The sequence below is a fragment of the Microbacterium sp. Z11_20 genome (assembly GCF_057197605.1).
The window spans coordinates 319,673-334,569 of sequence record NZ_JBXVOQ010000001.1; the positions used below are offsets into that span (position 1 = coordinate 319,673).

18 protein-coding genes and 1 tRNA gene are annotated in these 14,897 nt (G+C 69.5%); 9 read left to right on the forward strand and 10 right to left on the reverse strand.

The window, feature by feature from the left end:
- The first annotated feature begins 86 nt into the window (after positions 1-86).
- The gene (locus AC2DFQ_RS01490) at positions 87-986 is read left to right on the forward strand and encodes an NUDIX domain-containing protein (protein WP_484509606.1); all 900 of its coding nucleotides are present in this window, start codon (positions 87-89) and stop codon (positions 984-986) included.
- Between the two features lies 1 nt (position 987).
- Here AC2DFQ_RS01490 and AC2DFQ_RS01495 read toward each other — a convergent pair whose 3' ends face one another.
- The 4 genes from AC2DFQ_RS01495 to AC2DFQ_RS01510 all read right to left on the reverse strand — a co-directional run bounded on the left by AC2DFQ_RS01495 (position 988) and on the right by AC2DFQ_RS01510 (position 4,403).
- Positions 988-1,356, reverse strand: coding sequence for an RNA-binding S4 domain-containing protein (locus tag AC2DFQ_RS01495; protein WP_484509605.1), 369 nt, complete (start codon positions 1,354-1,356; stop codon positions 988-990).
- Between the two features lie 49 nt (positions 1,357-1,405).
- Positions 1,406-2,251: a GNAT family N-acetyltransferase gene (locus tag AC2DFQ_RS01500; protein ID WP_484509604.1), complete on the reverse strand. Its 846-nt coding sequence runs from the start codon at positions 2,249-2,251 to the stop codon at positions 1,406-1,408.
- Between the two features lie 115 nt (positions 2,252-2,366).
- Entirely contained in the window at positions 2,367-2,948 is a 582-nt protein-coding gene (locus AC2DFQ_RS01505) for a GNAT family N-acetyltransferase (RefSeq protein WP_484509603.1), read from the reverse strand.
- Between the two features lie 39 nt (positions 2,949-2,987).
- Positions 2,988-4,403: an HNH endonuclease gene (locus AC2DFQ_RS01510; RefSeq protein ID WP_484532729.1), complete on the reverse strand. Its 1,416-nt coding sequence runs from the start codon at positions 4,401-4,403 to the stop codon at positions 2,988-2,990.
- A gap of 138 nt (positions 4,404-4,541) precedes the next feature.
- On the opposite strand from AC2DFQ_RS01510, the gene AC2DFQ_RS01515 reads away from it, so the two are divergent.
- Positions 4,542-4,615: transfer RNA gene (locus AC2DFQ_RS01515), tRNA-Pro, on the forward strand.
- 107 nt (positions 4,616-4,722) lie between these two features.
- On the opposite strand, the gene AC2DFQ_RS01520 is transcribed toward AC2DFQ_RS01515, so the two are convergent.
- Together AC2DFQ_RS01520 and AC2DFQ_RS01525 are read right to left on the reverse strand one after the other, a co-directional pair.
- Entirely contained in the window at positions 4,723-5,178 is a 456-nt protein-coding gene (locus tag AC2DFQ_RS01520) for an aromatic ring-opening dioxygenase LigA (RefSeq protein ID WP_484532730.1), read from the reverse strand.
- A gap of 172 nt (positions 5,179-5,350) precedes the next feature.
- Complete coding sequence (locus AC2DFQ_RS01525; protein ID WP_484532731.1) at positions 5,351-6,073, reverse strand: SDR family oxidoreductase; 723 nt, start codon at positions 6,071-6,073, stop codon at positions 5,351-5,353.
- 128 nt (positions 6,074-6,201) lie between these two features.
- Here AC2DFQ_RS01525 and AC2DFQ_RS01530 point away from each other — a divergent pair, with 128 nt between their 5' ends.
- The gene (locus tag AC2DFQ_RS01530) at positions 6,202-6,642 is read left to right on the forward strand and encodes a MerR family transcriptional regulator (protein ID WP_484532732.1); all 441 of its coding nucleotides are present in this window, start codon (positions 6,202-6,204) and stop codon (positions 6,640-6,642) included.
- Positions 6,643-6,652: 10 nt separating this feature from the next.
- On the opposite strand, the gene AC2DFQ_RS01535 is transcribed toward AC2DFQ_RS01530, so the two are convergent.
- Positions 6,653-7,159 (reverse strand): GNAT family N-acetyltransferase, encoded by a 507-nt coding sequence (locus AC2DFQ_RS01535; protein WP_484532733.1) that lies wholly within the window; start codon positions 7,157-7,159, stop codon positions 6,653-6,655.
- 53 nt (positions 7,160-7,212) lie between these two features.
- Complete coding sequence (locus AC2DFQ_RS01540; RefSeq protein ID WP_484532734.1) at positions 7,213-8,127, reverse strand: alpha/beta hydrolase family protein; 915 nt, start codon at positions 8,125-8,127, stop codon at positions 7,213-7,215.
- Positions 8,128-8,302: 175 nt separating this feature from the next.
- On the opposite strand from AC2DFQ_RS01540, the gene AC2DFQ_RS01545 reads away from it, so the two are divergent.
- Positions 8,303-8,899 carry a TetR/AcrR family transcriptional regulator gene (locus AC2DFQ_RS01545; protein WP_484532735.1) on the forward strand — a complete coding sequence of 199 codons (597 nt, stop codon included), beginning with the start codon at positions 8,303-8,305 and terminating at the stop codon, positions 8,897-8,899.
- Positions 8,900-9,007: 108 nt separating this feature from the next.
- Complete coding sequence (locus tag AC2DFQ_RS01550; protein WP_484532736.1) at positions 9,008-9,877, forward strand: helix-turn-helix transcriptional regulator; 870 nt, start codon at positions 9,008-9,010, stop codon at positions 9,875-9,877.
- Positions 9,878-9,898: 21 nt separating this feature from the next.
- On the opposite strand, the gene bla is transcribed toward AC2DFQ_RS01550, so the two are convergent.
- Complete coding sequence (bla, locus tag AC2DFQ_RS01555; protein ID WP_484532737.1) at positions 9,899-10,828, reverse strand: class A beta-lactamase; 930 nt, start codon at positions 10,826-10,828, stop codon at positions 9,899-9,901.
- A 176-nt stretch (positions 10,829-11,004) separates the two neighbouring features.
- Positions 11,005-11,466: a MarR family winged helix-turn-helix transcriptional regulator gene (locus tag AC2DFQ_RS01560; RefSeq protein WP_484532738.1), complete on the reverse strand. Its 462-nt coding sequence runs from the start codon at positions 11,464-11,466 to the stop codon at positions 11,005-11,007.
- 102 nt (positions 11,467-11,568) lie between these two features.
- Here AC2DFQ_RS01560 and AC2DFQ_RS01565 point away from each other — a divergent pair, with 102 nt between their 5' ends.
- The 4 genes from AC2DFQ_RS01565 to AC2DFQ_RS01580 all read left to right on the forward strand — a co-directional run bounded on the left by AC2DFQ_RS01565 (position 11,569) and on the right by AC2DFQ_RS01580 (position 14,871).
- A complete protein-coding gene (locus AC2DFQ_RS01565) occupies positions 11,569-12,582 on the forward strand; it encodes an LLM class flavin-dependent oxidoreductase (RefSeq protein ID WP_484532739.1) in 1,014 nt (337 codons plus the stop codon).
- A 142-nt stretch (positions 12,583-12,724) separates the two neighbouring features.
- Entirely contained in the window at positions 12,725-13,207 is a 483-nt protein-coding gene (locus AC2DFQ_RS01570) for a GAF domain-containing protein (protein ID WP_484532740.1), read from the forward strand.
- A gap of 106 nt (positions 13,208-13,313) precedes the next feature.
- Entirely contained in the window at positions 13,314-14,303 is a 990-nt protein-coding gene (locus tag AC2DFQ_RS01575; protein WP_484532741.1) for an aldo/keto reductase, read from the forward strand.
- Between the two features lies 1 nt (position 14,304).
- Positions 14,305-14,871 carry a mismatch-specific DNA-glycosylase gene (locus AC2DFQ_RS01580; protein ID WP_484532742.1) on the forward strand — a complete coding sequence of 189 codons (567 nt, stop codon included), beginning with the start codon at positions 14,305-14,307 and terminating at the stop codon, positions 14,869-14,871.
- Positions 14,872-14,897 lie beyond the last annotated feature (26 nt).

Genomic DNA, 14,897 nt, shown 5'->3' on the forward strand with positions numbered 1-14,897 from the left:
CGGGTCGCCAGCATCCGTCGCCTTTTTCGCCGCCGCCGCGCGGATGTCGGCGACTCGACCCGTCAGCGCTATGACAGGCTGGGAGCGTGAGCAATCAGCCGCCCCGCCCAGGGGAGCCGCGCCGCCCGTCGGGTCCGCGCGACCCCGGCGACGCGTGGGTGGTCGCCGCCTCCGGCGAGCGGTACTGGGGGCGCTTCGGCGCCGCGGGGCTCCTCGCCGTCGACCCGGAGCGCGGAGTGCTGCTGCAGCATCGGGTGGCGTGGAGCCATTTCGGTGACACGTGGGGCCTCCCAGGGGGTGCCCGGCACGAGGACGAGTCGGCCGGCGCGGCCGCGCTGCGTGAGGCGGCGGAAGAAGCCGGGGTCCCCGGCGGATCGGTGGTGCCGCGATTCGTGAGCGTGCTCGACCTGGACGTGTGGAGCTATACCACTCTCGTCGGCGATGTCATCGAACCGTTCGAGCCCGTCATCAGCGACCCGGAGAGCCGCGCGCTGGCGTGGGTGCCGATCGCTGACGTGGATCAGCTGCCGTTGCATCCGGGTTTCGCGGCGTCGTGGCCGGCTCTCCGCGGAGCGCTGGACATCCGCCCGACGATCGTCGTGGACGTCGCGAACGTCATGGGTTCGGTTCCCGACGGCTGGTGGCGTGACCGGGCGGGCGCGGCAGGGCGCCTGCTGGAACGGCTCGACGTCCTGGCCGCCACGGGCGTCGACGCCGAGGCGCTCGGTCTCAGCGCGACGCGATGGTTCCCGTCCCTGGTGGCGGTCGTGGAGGGGGCTGCACGGAGTGCGGCGTCGGAGTGGGCGGGGGTCAGGGTGGTTGCAGCGCCCGGCGAGGGCGATGACGAGATCGTCCGGCAGACCGCCGCGCTGCCGCATCCGGATCAGGCGATCGTCGTCACCAGTGACCGCGGACTGCGGGAGCGCGTGGAGGCTCTCGGGGCATCCACCCGCGGCGCGGGCTGGCTGCTCGAGCTGCTCGGCTGAGTCAGGATCCGCGCAGGCGATCGATCTCGCGCCGCTCGCGCTTGGTGGGCCTCCCCGCACCGCGGTCGCGCACCGCGAACGCGGGGATGCTCTCGCGTGGCGGCGGGGGAGGCGTCCGATCCTCCGCGGCGAGTGCTGCCTGCGCAGCGCTCACGCGCTTGGCGATCGGTTCACGAACGACCAGGATGCGGTCGAATCCGGCGACGCGCACCCGCAACTCGTCTCCGGGGCGCACCTGCACCGAGGCCTTGGCTCGCTCGCCGTTGACGCGCACGTGCCCTGCCCGGCAGGCGGTCGTGGCGATCGATCGTGTCTTGTAGACGCGCACGGCCCACAGCCACGCGTCGACGCGGGCCGAACCGCCCGTCATCGCGCGATCCTCGACGCCGGCCGCACATCACCGTCGTCGATGAGCGTCGTCACGCCTCGGCGCCGGGTGCGTCCTTCGAGCGCTCCCACACCCAGTTGTCGCGCTGATACAGCACCTCGAAGCCGGAACGCATCATGTTGTTGAGCGACGGGTTGCCTCCCTCGGTCTCGGGTACCCACGTTTCGGCGATCGCCAGCTCACAGCCTGCCTCCCGGGCCGCCACCGCGCGGGCAGCGATGAGCGCCGTCTGAGCGCCCCTCCTCTGATACTCGGGCAATGTGGCCGCGCCGTACATGTGCGCGGTGGGGCCGTCGACTGCGACAGCGGCAGCGGCGATCATCCGGTCGCCATCGAAGGCGCCGTAACCGAGAAGTGCCCCCGACCGGACCGGGGAGCTGTAGACCGCGTCGACGACCTCGTCGGACCAACCGAACGCGCCACCGAGGAGGCGTGCTCCCTCGTCGACTTCGTCGCCCCGGAACTGTCGAACCGGGGGACCCGATGGCGATGCATCGAACTGCGAGAGTTGCAGCCCGAGCTTGTACCACGCCCCCGATCGGCGAAGTCGATGGTGCGCGGCGATGTCGTCCCACTCGTCGGTGAGCAGTTCGGGTACCACTTGGACCCTGGCCACGTCTGCGGTGCTCTGCGCCAGAACCTGCATGGCAGCATCCGTCGCCTCCGGTGTGGCGGGCTCGAACAGGCCGAGACCGAGCACTCGATTCCAGAACCCGCCCGGGTCCTTCCCGAGCGCCGTGACAGCCACTCCGCTCGGGAGTTGGACGGCGGTCATGCCGAGCGCATCACGCGTCTGTTGTGTGCCGGAACTCAACAGGCTCAGAAGCGTGTTGATCTCGCGGGTCTCTGCGGCGGTGATGATTTCCAGGTCGCGCATTCGAACGAGTGTAGTTGCCCCCACGACGCCCGGGACCGGGGCGCTTCGCTTGCGGCCGCGGCGGTCGTGATGACCGGGGTGATGGTGGCCGTGGAGGCGGATGCGGCCCGCCGCGTCACTCGCGGAGGGTGAGCGACACGAGGGCGCGGTCGTCACTGGGCCGTGCCACGACGTCGAACCCGGCCGCGGTGAACACCGACAGCACGCCGCGGTAGAGGTCGTTGGACGGGCGCTTATTCACGGAGGGGTCGAACGGGTAAGCCTCTAGGACGCGAGCGCCGGCGCTTCGGGCGTGGGCGACGGCGGCATCCAGAAGCTTCCGCATGAGGCCGGCGCCGCGGTGCTCTTTGCGGATCGCAAAGCAGGAGACCGCCCACACCGACGGGTCATCCAACGGCTCGGGTGTGTTGGCAATGAGTATCCGAGTACGCAGGAGACGGGGTTGCGCTGTGCGCGGCCCGACGCGCACCCAGCCTGCGGGGCCCCCGTCGACGTAGGCGACCAGCCCCGGGGACCGGTCGCCCGCCGTCTCGATGCGCAGCATGTCGGTCTTCTGCTCGCGCGTGGCGGTGCGGAACTCGGCGGCCGGGATCATCCACCACTGGCACTGACACGACGGACCGTCGCCGCCGCCGGTCAGGGCGTGCTCGGCATCGTCGAACCGTTCGGCGGTTGCGGGGAGGATCTCGATGCTCATATCGGAAGGGTAATCGCGGGCGGGGACATCCCGATCGGCTCAGGCGGCGAGGATGAAGGCGAGGGGGTCGAAGCGTCTTCGCCCGCCCAAGCGTGGCGTGCGGTCGGGATCGATGTGCGCGGGTGGGATGAACCAGACGGCGCCGGCGGATGGCGGGGAACCCGGTGGCGTTTCGATCCGGATCTCCCATCCTTCTGAGTGCACCCGGTGGTGGCATGCCGTGCAGAGGAGGATCCCGTTGTCGAGGTCGGTGGGTCCGTCGTCTCGCAGCCACCAGAGGATGTGGTGCGCTTCGGCGTAGGCGGGGGGAAGGTGGCAGAAGGCGCATCCGCCGTCCCGTTCGACGAGTGCTCGGCGTTGCGCCTTCGTGAAGTGCCGCCTGCTTCGCCCGAAGTCGAGGACCTCGCTGTCGGTGCCGAGGACGCAGGGGATGATGTTCGCCGCCGCGCCGAGACGGCGGGCGGCGCCCGCGTCGATGGGCTGTTCGATCCCGTCGATGGTCGCGATGCCGGTACCGGTGGTGAGGTGATCGAGATCCATGCGCACGATGACCGATGTCGACGGCCCGGGTACGACGTGGGAGTCGCATCCGATCGCGTGGCGGCAGATCGCGGCCAGGGCGTCGGCGCGGAGCTGCGGCAGCGATCGGGACTCCGCCGCGACGGGTGCGGAACCGTCCTCGAGCACGACCCCGTCCGGGGTGTTGCGTCCCCGCGACGTTCGGAGCTGTGCCGTGACGATCGCATCGATCGCAGCGACCACGGGCGCTGCGCTCTCCGGGTCGAGCCGCGCGGTCAGCACGGTCATACCGGAGGCGTCGTGCCCGATCTTCAACGACCGTTCGCCGTGCATCTCGCCGGTGGCCGGCTCGAGCCCGTCGGGGTCGAGGTGTGCCTCGGCACGGCGCAGCACGGCGTGCAGTTCTTCGAGCGAGAGGAGCGGCGCCTGGCCGACCAGGGCTCGTTCGGCTTCGGTCCATGTGGCCATGTCGACGCGGAGGGCGATGCGATCCAGCATCCCGGTGATCGCGCAGGCCGCTGCGACGCTGATCGCGCCCGTGCTTACCGCACGTGCGACCTCGGGATGCCGCGGGGGAGCCGACTCGCCCGAAAGGAGGCTGCGTTCGCGTGTGGCCTCGCCGACCTGGATGAGCCGGACGGCGTCGCCGACGTGGCCACCGGTACTCGCGGCGATCAGCTTGGCGGGGGTGCGGAATCCCGCCTGCCGGGCGAGGCCGTCCTTGCCGAGCTCGGGGCGCGACCGGGCCGCCATCTCGGCTGCGACCTGTGTGTGCAGGCCGTCGAGCTGGCGTCGGATTGCGGCGATCCGCTCGTTCATGTCGAGCAGATCCGCCGCAGTCATCGCGCGCGCATCTCCGTGGGCGGAACTCGCCGCGCCCCACGCCGCCCGCAGAGCGGTCGTGGTCTCCAGGAGCGGGTCCACCGGGTTGTTCATGCCTCTATGGAATCACCAACCTCGGACATTCGTTCGAGTGTTCCGGGGCTCGTGGACAACGACGCTGAAGTGTCCGCGCCGCGTTCGCGGCGGCCGAACGGACGGGCTAAGATGGGGGAGTTGTCCGCTCGCGGGCACCGGGATGTGGCGCAGCTTGGTAGCGCACTTGACTGGGGGTCAAGGGGTCGCAGGTTCAAATCCTGTCATCCCGACCGGAAGAGGCCCGGAATCTCACAAGAGGTTCCGGGCCTTCTGCATGTCCGTGAAGAGCCGAGGGCTCCGAGAGGGACCCCGGCCCGGTTTCGCGTTCTGATCGCGCTCAGGAGCGGGTGGTGCTGAGCCTCATGACGGCCCAACCGAGCAGAGCGAAGACGAGACCCGCGCCCATCGCGAACAGGGCCACGCCGAACGACACGACGGAGGTGAAAAGCGATGCGCGCAGGAACGAGGCGTTCATCACCGTGTCGCGGAGGGGGTCGTCCCGATCGAGCTCGGCGTACGTCTTCCCGTCGGCCATCTCCGTGGCATGCACGTTGATGATGTCTGCCTGAGCCAGCGCAGTGAGCGGGCCCCTGACCTCCGCGCCGGCGAGGAAGGACGCGTCGTCGGCGACAGTGATGCGCTGGTCGGCGAGTTGGGAGCTCACCACACCCCACACCACCCCGCCGGTCACGATCATCACGATGCCGGCGACGATCGCCAGCAAGCCGACCCACCAGATCAAGGGGCGCTTTCTCGAAGTACGGACTTCGTGGTCGGTTGTCGACTGCGTCATGGTGACCTCCCAGTGAGAGGACGAGGGGAACCTCGCCCTCTCTGCAGCGTGTCATTGGTGGCCTGACCCCAGTAGGGGCGCTCGACCCCAATGTGAGCCTGACTTCACCGGCGCCTGCTCAGCGGCGCCCCGGGTCGTGGATGCGGCGCCGCGAAGCCGGCCGGTGAGACGCCTACGCCCCGAGGAGCTCGGTGATCCTCACGTAGAACGCGGCTTGGTCACCGGAGAGTGATCCCTTCACCATGGCGGTCCAGTCGTCGACGACAACCTCGATCGACCCCGCGGCCAGACCGTCGAGCGTCGCGCGAGCCACGTCCCGAGGGTGCATCAGCGGGCCCTCGTATCCGGCCATCATGTCGGTGTCCGCTGTGGCGAGGAGCACCCCCAGGACGTGCGTTTCCTGAGCGGCCAGTTCCAGGCGGACGGCGTTGGTCATATTCCACGCGGCGGCCTTCCCTGCCGCGTAGGCGCCTGCGCCCGGCGCGGCGAACCAGGACATTGCAGAGAGGACGTTCACGATCTCTCCTCCGCCGTTGTCCGCCAGGATCGGGCTGAACGCGCGGATCGTGGCGAGCGTGCCCCAGAAATGCGTGTCCATCTCGCGGTGGATCATGCTCAGATCGCCCGTGACGAGCGGGGTACCGGTGCTGATGCCGGCGTTGTTGATGAGAAGGGACACGTCCGGGGCGGCCTCCGCGGCAGCGACGATGGACTCGTGGTCCAACAGATCGAGGCGGAGCGGCACCACGCGGGCGTCGTCGAAGTCGAGGCTCTCGGGCCGGCGAGCCGTCGCGTAGACCTTGCTCGCCCCTCGCTCGAGCAGTTCGAGAACGAACTGCCGACCGATACCGCGGTTGGCGCCGGTGACGAGAGCGATCTGAGGGGTGACGTTCATGTGTGCGGTGCTCCTGTGTGCTTATTTTCGTTCAGCGGTCCGGGGTGGGCACGCCGGCGGCTACGCTAATCCTTCACGTTGGCGTCAAGGTCAAGTGGGCGGTCCGCCGAGGCGGGATGAGAGGGAGGATGCACGTGCGCATAGGAGAGGTCGCGCGAAGGGCAGGCGTGAGCACCAGAGCCCTCCGCTACTACGAAGAGCAAGGCCTGCTCGCCTCGGACCGCACCTTCAGCGGCCAGCGCACCTACCCCGACTCGGCCGTCGAACGCGTCCGCCTGATCCAGCAGCTCTTCACCGCAGGCCTGCCCAGCCGCACCATCCGCAAGCTCCTGCCCTGCATCGAAGCCGGGCACGCTTCTCCCGAAGCGCTCGAGCTGATGGCGGCCGAACGTGACCGGATCACCACCGCGATGGCAGACCTCGCCGCGGCGCGGGATGCTCTCGATCGAATGATCGACATCGCCAACCATCCGACTGCTGAACACTGTCCCCCCCTCCGAGAACCCGCCTGGACGCCGTACACCCCCGAACCCCGAGGAATGGCGGCGCCCGCCGACGCGGCCGCGTGAGCGCCTTGGACTACGCCAGGGAGCGCTCGTAGAACCGCCAGAGGTGCCGGAGGTCGGGCGGGATGTCGGTCTCGTCGTACGGTGCTCGCTCGACGAAGCCTCGGGATTCGTAGAGTCGGTGGGCGTCGCCCATGAAGCGGTTGCTATCCAGCCGGATGATCGGCGCCTGGAAGTGATCGCGGGAGCCATCGAGCAGCCAGTCCAGCATCCGAGATCCGAGGTGTACGCCGCGGTGCTCGGGACGCACGTACATCCGTTTGATCTCGACCACACCGGGATTCAGCGCCCGCGCAGCTCCCACCCCGGCGGGCATCCCGTCGACCTCTGCCAGCGCGAGCAGCCCGCGGGGACGGCGGAAGCGGTGCAACGACGCGGGGGTGTGTTCCGCCTCGCCCTCCATGGAGAACCCGTACGTGCTCTCGAACGTCGCCAACGCCCACGTCATGTACTCCGTCATGAGCATCAGCACCGAGGTGTCGTCCGAGGGGAGGGCTTCCCGGATATGCCGTTCGGTCACCCCTTCATCCTGCCTCGATGTCCCCGGTGGCGAGAGACCGGGGACATCGGACGCTATTTCGACTCGAGGCGTCCGAGCGGAGTGGCGGCGCCGGAGAAGGACTCGCTCGCCACCGTCCACGCGTTCTCGTCGAGGCCCAGCTCGGTCCGAAGGAACGCCCACGTGAGCCACTCGACGGCGTCGACCAGTTCGGGGTTCTCATCCGCCGATTCGGCGGCGTCGTATCCCGGGACTCCACCCAGGCTGTGACCGGCACCGAAGAGCTGGACCAGCGCCTTACGCCCGGGGGAGAGCGTGTAGGGGTCGGTGTACCAGTCGGGCCCGCGCACCGTCAGGTGCTCCGACGCGTCGTCCGCGCCGGCGATCAGCAGAGCGGGCGTGCTCATGTGCGAGAACTCTGAGCCCGTGAAGACCGGGTAGTGCTCGCGCGCGTAATCGCTCAGCGAGTCGCCTCCGCGCCCTGGCGCCGACATCACGACCCCGGCCGTGAAACGCGGCTCGGTGAGATCGACCACGGAGCCATCGGCAGGATCGATCGTGCGGGCGCCCAGTAACAGGTTGGCCGTGAAACCGCCCATCGAGTGGCCGACGATCGCGGTCTTGTCCCGGTCGGTACGTCCGGCGAGCCCCGGCAACGCGGCCTCGATCGCGTCGAGGTGATCGAGGATGCGCGACATGTCCGTGGCGCGCGAGCGCCAGAACAGAGGAGCTTCCGGGTCGTCGGACTCGCGCAGACCGAGCGTGGCCGAGTCGAGGTGCGTGGGCTGGATGACCACGAACCCGTGCGCGGCGAGGAAGTTGGCGACGGGGCCGTACCCGTAGAGCGACGACAGGAAGTTCGCCGGCCCGTGTCCGTGCGACAGCAGGACGATGGGCAGGTCCGTGCCGTCGACGGGTGCGGACACGCGCACCTCCAGATCTTTCACGCGATCCGGCGTGGAGATCGTCACCGGTGCGAGCGAGAGCACGGGGGATGCGGGGTTCGGGTGTAGCTGGTGTAGGTCATCGACGTGAGCCTCTCCGGGTAGTGAGTGATGGAGCGAGGTGACAGAGAACGCCGCACGAGTAGAGTGGTAGCGGATCTGTGTTCCGGTAACGTTACGGAACAATGTTCCGCATTGTCAAGAGACAGAAAGAAGTTCGATGACTCAGCCAATGCCGCCCACCTCGCCACCCCGCGCGCGTCGCACCGACGCGATGCGCAACGAGCAGCGGGTGCTCGTCGCTGCCGCCACCGTTTTCGCGACCTCCGGCGTCGATGCGCCGATCCGGGAGATCGCCGGCGCGGCGGGTGTCGGCCTGGGCACGATCTACCGGCACTTCCCGACCCGCACCGACCTCGTCATCGCGGTGTACGGCCATCAAGTCGAGGACTGCGCAGTCGCGGGCCCCCGGCTGCTGGCCTCGGAACGGTCACCCCTGGTCGCGCTGGAGGCGTGGGTGGACCAGTTCGTCGACTTCCTCGTCACCAAACACGGGCTGGCCGACGCGCTGGGGTCGGACGACGCCCGATTCCAGCGGCTGCACGAGCACTTCCTCGAGCGGCTCGTGCCCGTCTTCGCCGACATGCTGGCAGCGGCGGAGAAGGCGGGCCAGATCAGTGCGGACGCGGACGCGTACGAGGTGATGCGCGCGATCGGCAACCTGTGCGTGGGGAGCGACGCCGACGCGCGCTACGACCCGCGCCGCATGGTCGCTCTCCTGCTCCGAGGACTCCGCCGATCCGACTCCGAGGCGTGAGTGCGCTGCCCGCTCCCGCCACGGGGCGGGAACCGCATTCGTCACGCCGCGTGGCGTCGTAGCGCGACAGCCCGAAATAATCCGTCCGCCCGGCCGGTTGAGTATCCCATGCACAGCGCGAACGAGACGAACAACCCGCTGGGTGCCTACCTGCGTGCGCGGCGGGAGCTCGTGACGCCGCGGCAGGCGGGGATCCCGGAGGTCGGCAGACGGCGGGTGCCGGGCCTGCGGCGGGAGGAAGTCGCCATGCTCGCCGGCATCAGCGCGGACTATTACCTGCGCCTGGAGCGAGGACGCGATCGCAACCCCTCGGCGCAGGTCCTCGAGTCGATCGCCCGGGTGCTCCGCCTCGATGACGAGCACGTCGCCCACCTCCTGGCGCTGGGCGCCGAGGCGCCGCGGCTCCATCGACGCCCTGCGCCCACGGAGACCGTGCCGCCCAGCGCGCTCAAGCTCCTCGATTCGCTGGTTCAGCCCGCCTTCATCGAGGGGCGGTATTTCGATGTCCTGGCCGCCAACCCACTCGCCACGGTGCTGAATCCGCGCCTCGCACCGGGCAGGAACCAGCTGAAGGATATGTTCCTCGACCCCTCCGAGCAGGCTCTGCAGCCCGACTGGGCAGACCTGGCGGAGTGCTTGATCGCGAATCTGCGGCAGTCCGCCGGCACGGCGGTCGATGATCCCCGTTTCATCGCTCTGGTGGGCGAGCTGTCCCGGGGCAGCGCGCTGTTCCGCGAGCTCTGGGCCCGGCACGAGGTGCGAGGACAGCGCGGGACTCTCATCCGGATCGTCCACCCTCAGGTCGGCGAGCTGGCTCTCAACCGCGAGCGCCTCAGCATCGGCGGGACCCAGGGCCTGATGCTCGTCGTCTATCACGCGGATGCGGGAACCGTCGCGGCCGAGAAGCTGGCCCTCCTCGCGTCCGCATCGGCGCCGGAGCGGACGCCGGGCGACCTGCTGGTCGACGCGGAGCGCTGACCGGAACCGCGGTACCGCGGTTCATCTCAAGGCCGAGACGGCGACCTCGGCGGCCTCCGCAACGAGCCGGTCGTCGTACTCGGCGTCCTGCGTGTCGCGTCCCGACAAGACGGCGATCACGATCGGTGCGCCCTCCGTGGGCCAGATGACCGCGATATCACCGCGGCTGGCGTAGCTGCCGGCGCCGGACTTGTCTCCGACGACCCAGTCGCGGGGCAGGTTGGCGCGCACGAGCGTGTCGCCGGTCTGCGTGCTGGTGAGCCACCCGGCCAGGAGTGCTTCTTCGTCGTCGGTCAGCGTGTCGCCGAGAACGTACTCGTGCAGGTTCTCGGCGAAGGCGCGCGGTGTGGTCGTGTCACGGTCGTCGCCGGGGGCGGCTTCGTTCAGTTCGGGCTCGTCGCGTGACACGGTCGTCACGTCGTCGCCGAGCTCGGCGAGCGCGGCGTCGAGTGCCTGGGGGCCGCCGAGGGCGTCGAAGAGGTAGTTTCCTGCGGCGTTGTCGCTGCGGGTCACGGCAGCCGCGGCGATCTCAGCGAGGGTCATCGTCTCACCGACCCGCTGCTCGGTGACCGGTGAGTGGGGGAGGAGGACGTCGGCGGTGATCCGCACGTCCTCCTCGAGGCCCTCGACGCCCCGCTGGTCGAGTACGGCTGCGGCTGCGATCGCCTTCACCGTCGACGCATAGGCGAAGCGCTCGTCATCGCGCCACGCCACTTCCGCGCCCGTTCCGGTGTCGAGGGCGTAGACGCCCACCCGCGCGTCGAATCGCGACTCGAGTTCGGTGAAGGCCGCAGAGGTATCGGGCGGTGCGATCGCGGTCGCCGCCGGGGCGGACGCGGTCGGCTCCGTCGCCGGTCCGGATGCGGAGCATCCGGCGAGAGCCATCGCCCCCGACGCGGTGACGGCGACGGCGCAGGTCGCGAGACGACCGAGGACAGAGGAACGGGTCACGAGTACTCCATAGGGCGGGCGGCCCGGGATGGGCCGAGGGTGGCGGCGTCAGTGAGGTATTGGTGGTCGAGATGGAGGCACTGCGGGTCGTAACCGGGGGCTGGTGAACCGTCCCCCGGTTCGCTGCCGCTCCTCTGCGGGTGCCCGCACCGGGTGGGGCGGACCCGGCGTCGGCGTCAGCCGCGCGGCACTGTCCTGCGGAGTTGCTCGGCGACAGGGCGGAGGATCTCGCCGAGCAACGCGACCATGTCCGGGGGGATGTGGTCGAGCACCTGCTCCCGGATTTGGTCCATATGTCCGGCTGCGGCGGCGAGGAAGGTGCGACGCCCGGTCTCGGTGAGAGCGACGTGCCGGTTCGTGCCGCGGCGTTCCCGAGTGACGAGCCCGCGCTCCGTCATTCGCGTGATGGTGTGGGAGAGGCGAGAGAGCGAGCCGGCCGTGATCGCGCTGAGCTCGTTCATCGGCGTGGAGTGGTCCGGTTGACGGTGCAGGGTCAGGAGCACGGCGTACTCGTAGTAGCCCAGACCCGCGTCGCGTCGCAGTTGTTGCTCCATGACGGTCGGGAGGCACTGCGCGATGATGTGCAGCTGGGTCCACGCGGACTCTTCGTCGTGGCTCAATGGCGGCCGGTGGCTCATACTTCCCCCTCCACGCCAATCTCGCACAGCTGACTTGATTGTTCAAGTTGTACGGCCTAGGTTCTACTTGAATCGTCAAGTTGCGGGTAATCAAGGAGTGGCGTGAAGAAGATCGGATTCCTCTCGTTCGGGTATTGGAGTCAGGGGATGGGTTCGCGTGTGAGATCGGCCGGTGAGTCGCTCTCGCAGTCTGTCGATCTCGCCGTCGCCGCCGAGGAGATCGGCATGAGGGGTGCCTACTTCCGGGTGCACCACTTCGCGGAGCAGCAGTCCTCGCCCTTCCCGCTGCTGGCCACCATTGCCGCGCGCACCAGGCAGCTCGACGTCGGCACCGGTGTCATCGACATGCGTTACGAGTCCCCGCTCTATTTCGCCGAGCAGGCAGCGTCGCTGGATCTGCTCTCCGGAGGGCGTGTGCAACTCGGCGTCGGACGCGGGTCGCCCGAGGCGGCCGACCGTGGCTACCGGCACTTCGGCCACGTTCCCGCAGCGGGTCAGGAGCCCGGGGAGATGGCGCGGGAGCACACGAAGCAGGCGCTGGCCGCCATCCGGGGAGCGGCGATCGCCGCCCCGAACCCGGAGCATGGCGCCGGCTTCGGCCGTCTGCCGGTGAGCCCACAGTCCTCGACCCTGCATGAGCGCATTCAGTGGGGTGCCGGCAATCTCAACACCGCGCTCTGGGCGGCGGAGCAGGGGTTGGGGCTCATGAGCTCGACACTGATCATCGATGAGAAGGGCATCCCGTTCAGCGAGCTCCAACTCGAACAGATCGAAGGTTTTCGGAATGCGTGGCGGAAGCACGGGTGGTCGTGGAGCCCCCGGGTCACCGTCGTTCGCAGCATCGTTCCGCTCGTCGACGAGGAGAGCCGGGCCTACTTCGGCACGAGCCTCGACCGGGACGAGGGGATCGGTGTCCTCAAGGGCACGGCCTACCGGTATGGCGCCTCATTCATCGGTGAGCCCGAAGATCTCGTCGAACGCCTCCGACACGATGTGGCACTGTCCGCTGCGGACACCGTTCTCGTCACTATCCCCAACCAGCTCGGCGTGGACTTCAACATTCGACAGCTCGCGGCAGTCCACGCCATCGGACGCGAGCTCGGATGGCACGACTGACCGGTTCGCGATGAGTCGGTCAGCAGCTGTCGGCGTTCCACGGCAGGACCAGAGGACCTACCTCCGTCATGACGCGGAGTCTGCCCTGAGGCCCCGACGACAGGTGCGTCCGGCGCGACCGGGGCCTGCGAGGATGACATCCGTGACCGAGTTCCCCCGTGCGTTCCGCGCTCCGATGCGGTCGCGGAACGACGACGTGCCGGACGGTGCAGCGGTGGAGCGCGCGCTTTCGGAAGGTCTGTGCGGCCTCGGTGGGATCCTGGCATCGCAGCCGGGGTCGCTGGGGGAGGCGACCGCCGGCCTGGCTGCCCACCACGATGAGCGGATGGCGCGCCGCCTCGAGCGATTCGCTGCGGTCCCCGATGGCGCCTTGGTGTGGACCCGGGACGTCGACGGCCTCTTCTGGCTCGGGCGCCTCGGAGGACCCTGGCGTTACGACGGCAGCGCCGAGGCAGCGCGCGTCGACCTCGTTCACGTCCGGCGCTGCTCCTGGCTGGACGACCCGGTTTCCGAGAACGACGTTCCCCGGCGCGTGCTTGTCGCGTTCGCCCGGGGAGGCCGCAACTGGCAGGAGATCCACGACCACGCGGCGGCCGAGGCATCAGTGCGGCTGTGGCGGCGCTGACGCGACCAGATGCGGTGAGGTGCCCGGCCCCAGGTCGGTCCCGTCGCGAAGAGATCCGTGGCATTGTCGTAGCGGCGGGCCGTGTGCCCGGCTCGGAGGGAACATCATGCAGCAGCGCGAACTCGGCCGCACCGGCCGCACCGTCTCGGCCATCGGCCTGGGCACCTGGCAACTCGGGGCCGACTGGGGTGAGGTCACCGATGACGCGGCCCGCGCCATCCTCACCACGGCGGCGGATCGCGGCGTGACCCTGTTCGATACGGCGGATGTGTACGGGGATGGACGCAGCGAGAGGTTCATCGGGGCCTACCTCGCGGAGCATCCCGGAGCGGACATCTTCGTCGCGACCAAAATCGGACGCCGAGTGGAGCAGACGCCGGAGAACTACACGCCGGAGAACTTCCGCGCCTGGGCGGACCGTTCGCGCCGGAACCTCGGCACGGACACGCTCGATCTCGTGCAGTTGCACTGCCCGCCCACCGAGGTGATCGAGAGCGACGCGACGTACGACGCGCTGGACGCGCTCGTGGCCGACGGCACCATCGCCGCCCACGGCGTATCGGTGGAGACGACGGCGCAGGCCCTCGCCGCCATCGCACGGCCGAACGTGACGAACGTCCAGATCATCTTCAACCCGTTCCGGTTGAAGCCGCTGGATGAGGTGCTCCCCGCCGCGCGCGCGGCCGGAGTGGCGATCTTCGCTCGGGTGCCACTGGCGTCCGGTCTGCTGTCGGGCAAGTACACCGCCGACACGACGTTCGCCGCCGACGATCACCGCGCCTTCAACCGGCACGGTGAGGCATTCGACCGCGGCGAGACCTTCTCGGGCGTCGATTTCGAGGTCGGCCTTGCCGCCGTTGCCGAATTGACCCAGGCGCTCCCGGAGGGGGTGTCCCTCCCGGCCGCCACCCTCGCGTGGATCGCCTCCCAGCCCGGCGTCACGAGCGTCATCCCGGGAGCCCGCAGCGTCGCACAGGCGGAGAAGAACGCGGATGCGGCGGCCGTCCTGTCCGACGTCGATCTCAGCGGCTTCGACGCGGCCGTACATCGCGTGTACGACGAGCGCCTGCGGGCGGACATCCACCCGCACTGGTGACATGCGGTTCACTCGCGCAGAACTGGAGTCGTTCCGGGGCGCCACCATCCCCGACCTCGTGCCGGAGCATCCGAAGCTCCTCTTCGTGGGCATCAACCCGAGTCTGTGGACCGCGGCGACCGGAACGCCGTTCGCCCATCCGGGCAATCGGTTCTACCCGGCGCTGGTGGCGGCGGGCATCCTGCCCCGCCTTCCCGCCTTCTCCGAGCCGTTGAGCGACGAGGGCCGGCGGATGATCCTCGACGCCGGGATCGGGATCTCGGCGCTCGTCCGCCGGGCCACCTCCCGCGCCGACGAGCTGACCCGGGACGAACTGCGGGACGGCGCGGAGCGCGTGGCCGTGGACGTGCAGCGCTGGCAGCCGCGCGTCATCGCCGTCCTAGGCGTGACGGCCTACCGGCAGGCGTTCGGATACCCCCGCGCGTCGGTGGGGCGGCAAAGCAACGAGATCGCGGGTGTCTCGACGTGGGTCGTCCCGCACCCGAGCGGACTGAACGCGCACGACACCGTCGCGTCGCTGGCGACGGCGTACGCCGAACCGGCCCGGGCCGCGGGCATCCTCTCCTGAACTCCGGCCACCGCTCGCAGCGCCCG

Coding starts and splice junctions, on each gene's coding strand:
- AC2DFQ_RS01545 (WP_484532735.1), top strand. CDS start 8,303: ATGACTCAGCCAATGCCGCCCACCTCGCCACCCCGCGCGCGTCGCACC.
- AC2DFQ_RS01505 (WP_484509603.1), bottom strand. CDS start 2,948: ATGAGCATCGAGATCCTCCCCGCAACCGCCGAACGGTTCGACGATGCC.
- AC2DFQ_RS01560 (WP_484532738.1), bottom strand. CDS start 11,466: ATGAGCCACCGGCCGCCATTGAGCCACGACGAAGAGTCCGCGTGGACC.
- AC2DFQ_RS01530 (WP_484532732.1), top strand. CDS start 6,202: ATGCACGTGCGCATAGGAGAGGTCGCGCGAAGGGCAGGCGTGAGCACC.
- AC2DFQ_RS01500 (WP_484509604.1), bottom strand. CDS start 2,251: ATGCGCGACCTGGAAATCATCACCGCCGCAGAGACCCGCGAGATCAAC.
- AC2DFQ_RS01550 (WP_484532736.1), top strand. CDS start 9,008: ATGCACAGCGCGAACGAGACGAACAACCCGCTGGGTGCCTACCTGCGT.
- AC2DFQ_RS01575 (WP_484532741.1), top strand. CDS start 13,314: ATGCAGCAGCGCGAACTCGGCCGCACCGGCCGCACCGTCTCGGCCATC.
- AC2DFQ_RS01580 (WP_484532742.1), top strand. CDS start 14,305: ATGCGGTTCACTCGCGCAGAACTGGAGTCGTTCCGGGGCGCCACCATC.
- AC2DFQ_RS01520 (WP_484532730.1), bottom strand. CDS start 5,178: ATGACGCAGTCGACAACCGACCACGAAGTCCGTACTTCGAGAAAGCGC.
- AC2DFQ_RS01525 (WP_484532731.1), bottom strand. CDS start 6,073: ATGAACGTCACCCCTCAGATCGCTCTCGTCACCGGCGCCAACCGCGGT.
- AC2DFQ_RS01510 (WP_484532729.1), bottom strand. CDS start 4,403: ATGAACAACCCGGTGGACCCGCTCCTGGAGACCACGACCGCTCTGCGG.
- AC2DFQ_RS01495 (WP_484509605.1), bottom strand. CDS start 1,356: ATGACGGGCGGTTCGGCCCGCGTCGACGCGTGGCTGTGGGCCGTGCGC.